The sequence below is a fragment of the Streptomyces sp. NPDC090022 genome (assembly GCF_044748145.1).
Classification (GTDB): domain Bacteria; phylum Actinomycetota; class Actinomycetes; order Streptomycetales; family Streptomycetaceae; genus Streptomyces.
Window position 1 is genome coordinate 423,335 of record NZ_JBIVFN010000003.1, and the last position, 6,886, is coordinate 430,220.

At 75.3% G+C, this 6,886-nt stretch carries 5 protein-coding genes; 1 reads left to right on the forward strand and 4 read right to left on the reverse strand.

Going from position 1 to position 6,886, the window contains the following annotated elements; translation table 11 throughout:
- Nucleotides 1–82 precede the first annotated feature (82 nt).
- From ACIPXB_RS09795 to cseB, 4 genes are all read right to left on the reverse strand, one after another.
- Nucleotides 83–2,650: an ABC transporter permease gene (locus ACIPXB_RS09795; RefSeq protein WP_401446876.1), complete on the reverse strand. Its 2,568-nt coding sequence runs from the start codon at nt 2,648–2,650 to the stop codon at nt 83–85.
- A gap of 77 nt (nt 2,651–2,727) precedes the next feature.
- Nucleotides 2,728–3,510: an ABC transporter ATP-binding protein gene (locus ACIPXB_RS09800; protein WP_401446878.1), complete on the reverse strand. Its 783-nt coding sequence runs from the start codon at nt 3,508–3,510 to the stop codon at nt 2,728–2,730.
- Nucleotides 3,511–3,645: 135 nt separating this feature from the next.
- Complete coding sequence (locus ACIPXB_RS09805; protein ID WP_401446880.1) at nt 3,646–4,899, reverse strand: sensor histidine kinase; 1,254 nt, start codon at nt 4,897–4,899, stop codon at nt 3,646–3,648.
- A gap of 23 nt (nt 4,900–4,922) precedes the next feature.
- Entirely contained in the window at nt 4,923–5,642 is a 720-nt protein-coding gene (gene cseB, locus ACIPXB_RS09810; RefSeq protein WP_401446883.1) for a two-component system response regulator CseB, read from the reverse strand.
- Between the two features lie 328 nt (nt 5,643–5,970).
- Here cseB and ACIPXB_RS09815 point away from each other — a divergent pair, with 328 nt between their 5' ends.
- A complete protein-coding gene (locus ACIPXB_RS09815; protein WP_401446886.1) occupies nt 5,971–6,762 on the forward strand; it encodes an N-formylglutamate amidohydrolase in 792 nt (263 codons plus the stop codon).
- Nucleotides 6,763–6,886 lie beyond the last annotated feature (124 nt).

The window sequence follows — 6,886 nt, forward strand, 5'->3', positions numbered from 1 at the left end:
CGACAGCCGACCCGCCGACAGCCGGCCCGCCGACGGCCGGCCGGGTCGTTCCCGGCCGGCCGGCGACGAGGGGGAGGGCGGGTCAGGACTGCGCCACGGCCTCCAGGGGGCCGAGGGCCGCCGCGCGGCGGGCCGGGGCGGCCGCCGCCACGGTGCCGAGCGCGAGGGAGGCCGGGCACAGCAGGAGCAGGGTGCCCCAGGGCAGCGCCAGGGAGTACTCCGCCAGCGCACCGCCCGCCAGCGCGCCCACCGCCCAGGCGCCGAACACGCCGCCCGCCAGGCCCAGCAGGGTGCCGAAGGCCGCGACGGTCACCGACTCCAGGCGGATCATCCGGCGGATCCCGGCGCGGTCCAGGCCGATCGCCCGCAGGACGCCGATCTCGCGGGTGCGCTCCGAGACCGACACGGCGAGCGTGTTGACGATGCCGAGCAGGGAGATCACGGCGCCGATGGCGAGCAGCCCGTACATCAGGGTCAGCAGGTCGTCCAGCGCGCCCGCGGCCTCGCGGACGAGCTGCTCACGGTCCTTGACGCGGACCAGCGGGCTGTCGCCCACGGCGGCACGCAGCCGGTCCGCGGTGGCCTTCGAGGCCGCTCCGCCGTCGGTGCGGACCAGGATCCGCTGGACGGAGCCGGGCAGGAAGCCGTGCTCCTGCACCTCCGAGCGGTCGCCGAGCACCGTCCCGGCGGTGGGGTTGTCCCGGTAGACGCCGACGACGGTGTACTGCTTCAGCTCCTGGCCGGTGCCAATGCGGGCGCCGACCCGGCTGCCCGTGGTCAGGTGCTGTTCCCGGGCGAGCGTGCCGGAGACGGCGACCCGGCCCGGACCGAGCTCGTCCAGCGATCCGCTGACGAAGTCGAGCTTCATGACCTCGCGCACGGCGGCGGGCGTGACGCCGGCGATCTCCCGGACGCCGCCGCCGGCGAGGAACACGACGGAGTCGGCGACCGCGGAGGAGGTCTTCACCCCGGGGGTGGCGGCCACCCGCTTCTCGGCCGCCGGGTCGAGGGCGGTCATATGGGTGCGGCTGCTGATCACGTAGTCGGCGCCCAGGCCCGCCGCGGCCTGCCGGTCGAGGGCCGTACCCGTGGAATTTCCGATCACGGCGAGCCCGGCGACCAGCGCGGTACTGATCATCAGGGCGGAGGCGGTCGCCGCGGTGCGCCGCGGGTCCCGCAGCGCGTTGTCCCGGGCGAGCCGGCCGGTGATCCCGAAGCGGCCGGTCAGCCGGCCGGTCAGCCGGATCACGGGCACGGCCAGCAGCGGAGCCAGTACGATGAGTGCGACCGCGAGCAGGGCGCAGCCGGCCATCGCCCGCTGAAGGTTCGCCTCCGAGGCGTCCTTCGCGCCCGTGAGCGAGACCAGCAGCCCGGCGCCGAGGACGAGCACGACCGCTCCCGCCGCGCCGCGCACCCGGGACGCGCGGGCGCCCGGCGGCTGCTCGCAGGCGCGTAGCGCCTCCAGCGGCGCGACCCGGGCCGCCTTGCGCGAGGGCAGCCACGCGGCGAGCACCGTGACGCCCACCCCGACCGCGAACGCCGCCACGACCGGGCGCGCACCGATCACCAGGGGCCCTCGGGGCAGGGCGTCCTCGGCGGTGCTCAGCAGGCCGGGCAGGACGGACGCGATGCCCAGGCCCAGGACGAATCCGGCCGCCGACGCGACGAGGCCGACCAGGACGGCCTCCCAGAGCAGGGAGCGGACCACCTGGCGGCGCGAGGCGCCGATGGCGCGCAGCAGCGCGATCTCCCGGGTGCGGCGGGAGACCAGCATGGTGAAGGTGTTGACGATGAGGAAGGATCCGATGAAGAGCGCGACCCCGGCGAAGACCATCGGCATCTTCTGGTGACCGCGCGTCAGCGTGTCCAGGTAGGTGGCCTGCTGGGCTGCCTGGGCGGCGCCGCTGACGGCCTCGGCCCGGTCGGCGGGGAGCGCGGCGGCGACCCGCTCGTGGAGCGTGGCCGGGCTGGTGCCGGGCGCGGCGGACAGGTCGATCGAGGTGTAGCGGCCCGGAGAGGCGAACAGCTGCTGGGCGGTCGCCCGGTCGAACACGGCGAGGGTTCCGCCGGCGGTCACCCGTGAGTCCTGGGTGCCGACGATGCCCACGAGCCGCTTCTTCAGGACCGGGCCGTCGGTGGCCAGCGTGACCGTGTCACCGATCCGGAAGCCCCCGGCGGCGGCGGTGCCGCTGTCGACGGCGAGCTCGTCGCCGCCGCGCGGGGCGCGGCCCTTGAGCACGGGATGGCGGCTGTCCGTACCGTCCTTGCCCGGTACGTAGCCGGCGGCCAGGTTCGCCCACGCCTTGCCGGCCCGCAGCGGATGGCCGTCCGCCGCGTTCATGACGGCCGAACCGTCGACCGCCGGCCGCACGGAGGCGGCACCGGGCACCTCGGCCAGTTTCCGTACGAGCGCGTCGTCGAGCACGGAGGCGTCGCCTTCCGCGCCGGCACCGGGCGGTACGGCCTTGGGGGTGACGGTGGTCGCGATGCCCGCGAAGTTCTTCGACGCGGAGGCGCGGTAGGCCGCGGCGGAGGATTCCGCGAAGACGAGGGTGCCGCAGACGAAGGCGACACCCAGGCAGACCGCGAGGACGGTCATCGCCAGACGGGCCTTGGACGCCAGGACGTTGCGCAGAGCGGTTCTCAGCATGGGGAGCTTTCGGGAGGGGGAGGCGGAGACGGAGACGGAGACGGAGATGGAGATGGAGGCGGAGGGGCGGTGCCGGGTCAGCTGGTGCGGGCGCGGGTGTCGAACGCCTTCATCCGGTCCAGCACCCGCTCCGGGGTCGGACGGACCATCTCGTCGACCGGGCGGCCGTCGGAAAGGAAGACCACGCGGTCGGCGTAGCCGGCGGCGACCGGGTCGTGCGTCACCATCACCACGGTCTGCCCGAGCTCGCGCACCGAGTCCCGCAGGAAGCCGAGGACCTCGGCCCCGGACCGGGAATCGAGGTTGCCGGTGGGCTCGTCGCCGAAGACGACCGAGGGCCGGGAGGCCAGCGCACGGGCGACGGCGACGCGCTGCTGCTGCCCGCCGGAGAGCTGGGCGGGCCGGTGCGCGAGCCGGTCGGACAGGCCCACCATCCGGATCACCGTGTCCAGCCACTGCCTGTCGGGCTCGCGGCCCGCGATGTCCATGGGCAGCGTGATGTTCTCCAGCGCGGTCAGCGTCGGCAGCAGGTTGAAGGCCTGGAAGATGAAACCGATCCGGTCCCGGCGCAGTTCGGTCAGCTGCCGGTCGTTCAGGGTGCCCAGCTCGGTGGTGCCGATGCGGACGGAGCCGGAGTCGGCCGTGTCGAGCCCGGCGGCGCAGTGCATCAGGGTGGACTTCCCGCAGCCGGAGGGGCCCATGATCGCGGTGAAATCGCCCTCCCGGAAGGCGACGCTGACCCGGTCCAGCGCGACGACACGGGTGTCACCGCTGCCGTAGACCTTCGTCAGGTCGGTGGTGACGGCGGCGTACCCGGTCGTCGGGTGCGATGCGAGGGGGGCGTGGGGTGCGGCGGTCACAGGGGGACTCCTCTTCGGGTGCCGATGGGCGCACTCGAAGGGTGTCGGGGGGATGTATCGGGTCCCTGGTCCGCCGCGTATCGGTGGCGGCTCCGCTTCGTATCGGTCGTGCGGGGCCGGGCGGCGGCCGGGCGGTCAGCCCGGCAGGCGCAGGGTGGCGACCGCGCCGCCGTCCGGGGCGTTGGCCAGGCGCAGCTCGGCGCCCAGCACCCGGGCCTGGCCCACCGCGATGGTCAGGCCCAGCCCGTGGCCGGAGCCGCGCTCCGCCGCGCCCGTATGGAAGCGGCGCGGGCCCTCGCGCAGCAGGTCCGCGGGGAAACCGGGGCCGTGGTCGCGTACGACGACCGTCCGGCCGTCGACGGCGACCTCGACGGGGGCGGCGCCGTGCCGGTGGGCGTTGACGACGAGGTTGCCGACGATCCGTTCGAGACGGCGCGGGTCCGTCTCGACGGTGTCCGGGGCACCGGTGGCCGTCGCGCCCGCGACGGTGATCTGCGCGTCGAGTCCGGTGCGCTCCACCGCCTCCCGGACGACCGCGCCGAGCGGCACCCGCGCGCTCACCGGCCGTTCGGCCCCGGCGTCCAGGCGGGAGATCTCCAGCAGGTCCTCGACGAGGCCGCGCAGGTCCCGTACCCGGGCCCGGAGCAGATCCTCCGTCTCGCCGGCCGGCAGCAGGTCGGCGGCGGCCAGCAGGCCGCCCACGGGGGTGCGCAGCTCGTGCGCCACGTCGGCGGTGAACCGGCGCTCGGTGCGCAGCCGCCGGCCCAGGCTGTCGGCCATGAGGTCGACGGTGGCGGCGATGTCGGCCACCTCGTCGCGGCCCCCCACGGGACCGGTGCGGGCGTCGAGGTCCCCGGCGGAGATCCGGCCCGCGGTCTCGGACACGCGCCGCAGCCGGCGGCCCAGCAGCCCGGCCCCGTACGCCGCCAGTGGCACGGCCGCCGCCAGGGCGACCAGCGAGGCCACCGCCATGCTCATGTCGAGCCGGCGCAGGTCGTACAGCTCCGGGCCCATGTTGACCTCGACCGCCAGCACCGGACTGCCCGGCCCGCCGGTCCGCTGGGCGGCCCAGACGCTCGGCCCGGCATTGCCCTGGACGCGCCCGTCGAACGCCGTGTGCCGCTCGCCGTCGGACGGGCGGCGCAGGGCGGTGGGCAGGTCGGCCGGATCGAGCTCGGCGCCGCCCGCCAGGGTGCCGGTGCGCCGGTAGGTCTCCATGGCCGTGTACACGGCGTTGAACGCGCGCATCCGGGCCCGGTCGCGGATGTCGTCAGCGGTCCAGACGTGCACCAGTACGCCCACCGCCGCCGCGACCAGGCACGCGGTGGCCGCGGCCAGCGCGGCGATCTTCCAGCGCAGCGAGCGCGGCGGGCGCAGGGTCCCGTGCACCCCCCGGGTCCTGAGCACCCGCCTCAGCGCCTGAGCTTGTAGCCGAAACCGCGGACTGTCTCGATCCGGTCCCGGCCGAGCTTGCGGCGCAGCCGCTGCACGCACAGGTCGACGACCCGGCTGTCGCCGTCCCAGCCGTACTCCCAGACGTTGCGCAGCAGCGTGTGCCGCTCCAGCACGATGCCCGGGTGGGCGGCGAACTCCAGCAGCAGCTTCAGCTCGGTCGGGGTCAGTGCCACCGGCTCGCCGGCGACGAAGACCTCCATGCCGCCGGTGTCGACGGCCAGGTCCCCGAAGACCAGCCGCTCGCCCTCGGCCGGGCCCGGTACGTCGGCGGGGGCGGCGCCGGGGGCCGGGACGGGCGCGTACGTGGCGCGCCGCAGCAGCGAGCGGATACGGGCCACGAGGACGTAGGTGTCCACAGGTTTGACCACGTAGTCGTCCGCCCCGGCCTCCAGACCGGCGACGACATCGAGCCCGTCGCCGCGCGCGGACATCATCAGGACCGGCACCAGGCTGGTCTCCCGGACCCTGCGGCACAGCCCGATCCCGTCCAGGCCGGGCAGCATCACGTCCAGGACCAGCAGGTCGAAGCCGCCGTCGCGGAAGAGCTCCAGCCCGGTCAGCCCGTCGGCCGCGGCCGTCATCGCGTACCCGTACCGCTCCAGGGCGACGGTGAAGGACCGGCGCATCAGCTCGTCGTCCTCGACGAGCAGCACGCGCACGGGGGCGGGCGAGGACACGGGGACGGCTCCTGTTCGGACGCGGACAGATCGGACGCGGACGGATCGGATGCATCAGATGAATCGGATGGATCGGGCGGGTGTGGCGGCCGAAAGGAACCATACGGCAGACATCGGGCGGGCCGGCCGCGCCGGACCGCCCCTGGGCGTCCGCGGCCCGGATCGACGGGAAACCAAGCGGTGACCGATACCCGGCGGATACAAACACGGGCGGCGCCCCGGTGAGCGGCCCGGCAGCTCCGCGGCCCGGGCCCTTCCGGAGGAATGATCACGACCCGACATGATGGGCCGGGTACCCGTCCACCCGCGATCCGCAGCGAGGAACCAGATGAGCGACGCCGCCGCCCTGCTCCACCCCGGAGCCCCCGACTCCGTCGTGCTCCTGCACGTCCCGCACTCCTCCCGCGCCATACCCGCCGACGTCCGGGCCGGGATCGTCCTGGACGACCGGGAGCTGGAGACGGAGCTGGACCACATCACCGACGCGCACACCGCGCGCATCGCGGCCGGGGCCGCCGGGGCGGCGCGCCTGACCCCCTGGCGCTTCGAGAACCGGCTCTCGCGCCTGGTCGTCGACCCCGAGCGGTTCCCCGACGAACGGGAGGAGATGCTGGCGCGCGGCATGGGAGCCGTCTACACGCGCACGACGCACCGCGCGGAGCTCCGCCCGGCCGGCTTCGACGGCGGGCGGTTGCTCGAGCGCTACTTCCACCCGTACGCGCGGGCGATCACCGACGCGGTGGAGGAGCGGCTGGCGGCCGTCGGGCGGGCGATCATCCTCGACGTGCACTCGTACCCGGCCAAGGCGCTGCCGTACGAGCTCCACGGCGACGGACCGCGCCCGCCGATCTGCCTGGGCACGGACGCCTTCCACACGCCGCCCGCCCTGCTCGACGCGGCGCGCGAGGCGTTCGCGGACTTCGGCGGCACGGCCCTGGACAGCCCGTTCGCCGGCACGTACGTACCGCTGCGGTACTACGGGAAGGACGCCCGGGTCGGTGCCCTGATGGTGGAGATCCGCCGCGACCTCTACATGAGCGAGCCCGGCGGCCCGGCGGGCCCCGGCCTGGAGGCGCTGGCGCGGGCACTGGCCGCCCTCGTCGACCGGCTCTCCTTGTGACCGCAGGACGGCCGGGGGGGGGGGGCCCCCCCCCCCCCCCGGGGGCGCGCCCCCCCCCCCCCCCCCCCGGAACACCCCCCCCCCCCCCGGGGGGGGGCGTTTAAAAGTGAGATGTGGTGTTCCA

Excerpts from the sequence above, each read along its gene's own strand:
- ACIPXB_RS09795 (WP_401446876.1), bottom strand. The coding sequence starts at position 2,650 with ATGCTGAGAACCGCTCTGCGCAACGTCCTGGCGTCCAAGGCCCGTCTG.
- ACIPXB_RS09815 (WP_401446886.1), top strand. The coding sequence starts at position 5,971 with ATGAGCGACGCCGCCGCCCTGCTCCACCCCGGAGCCCCCGACTCCGTC.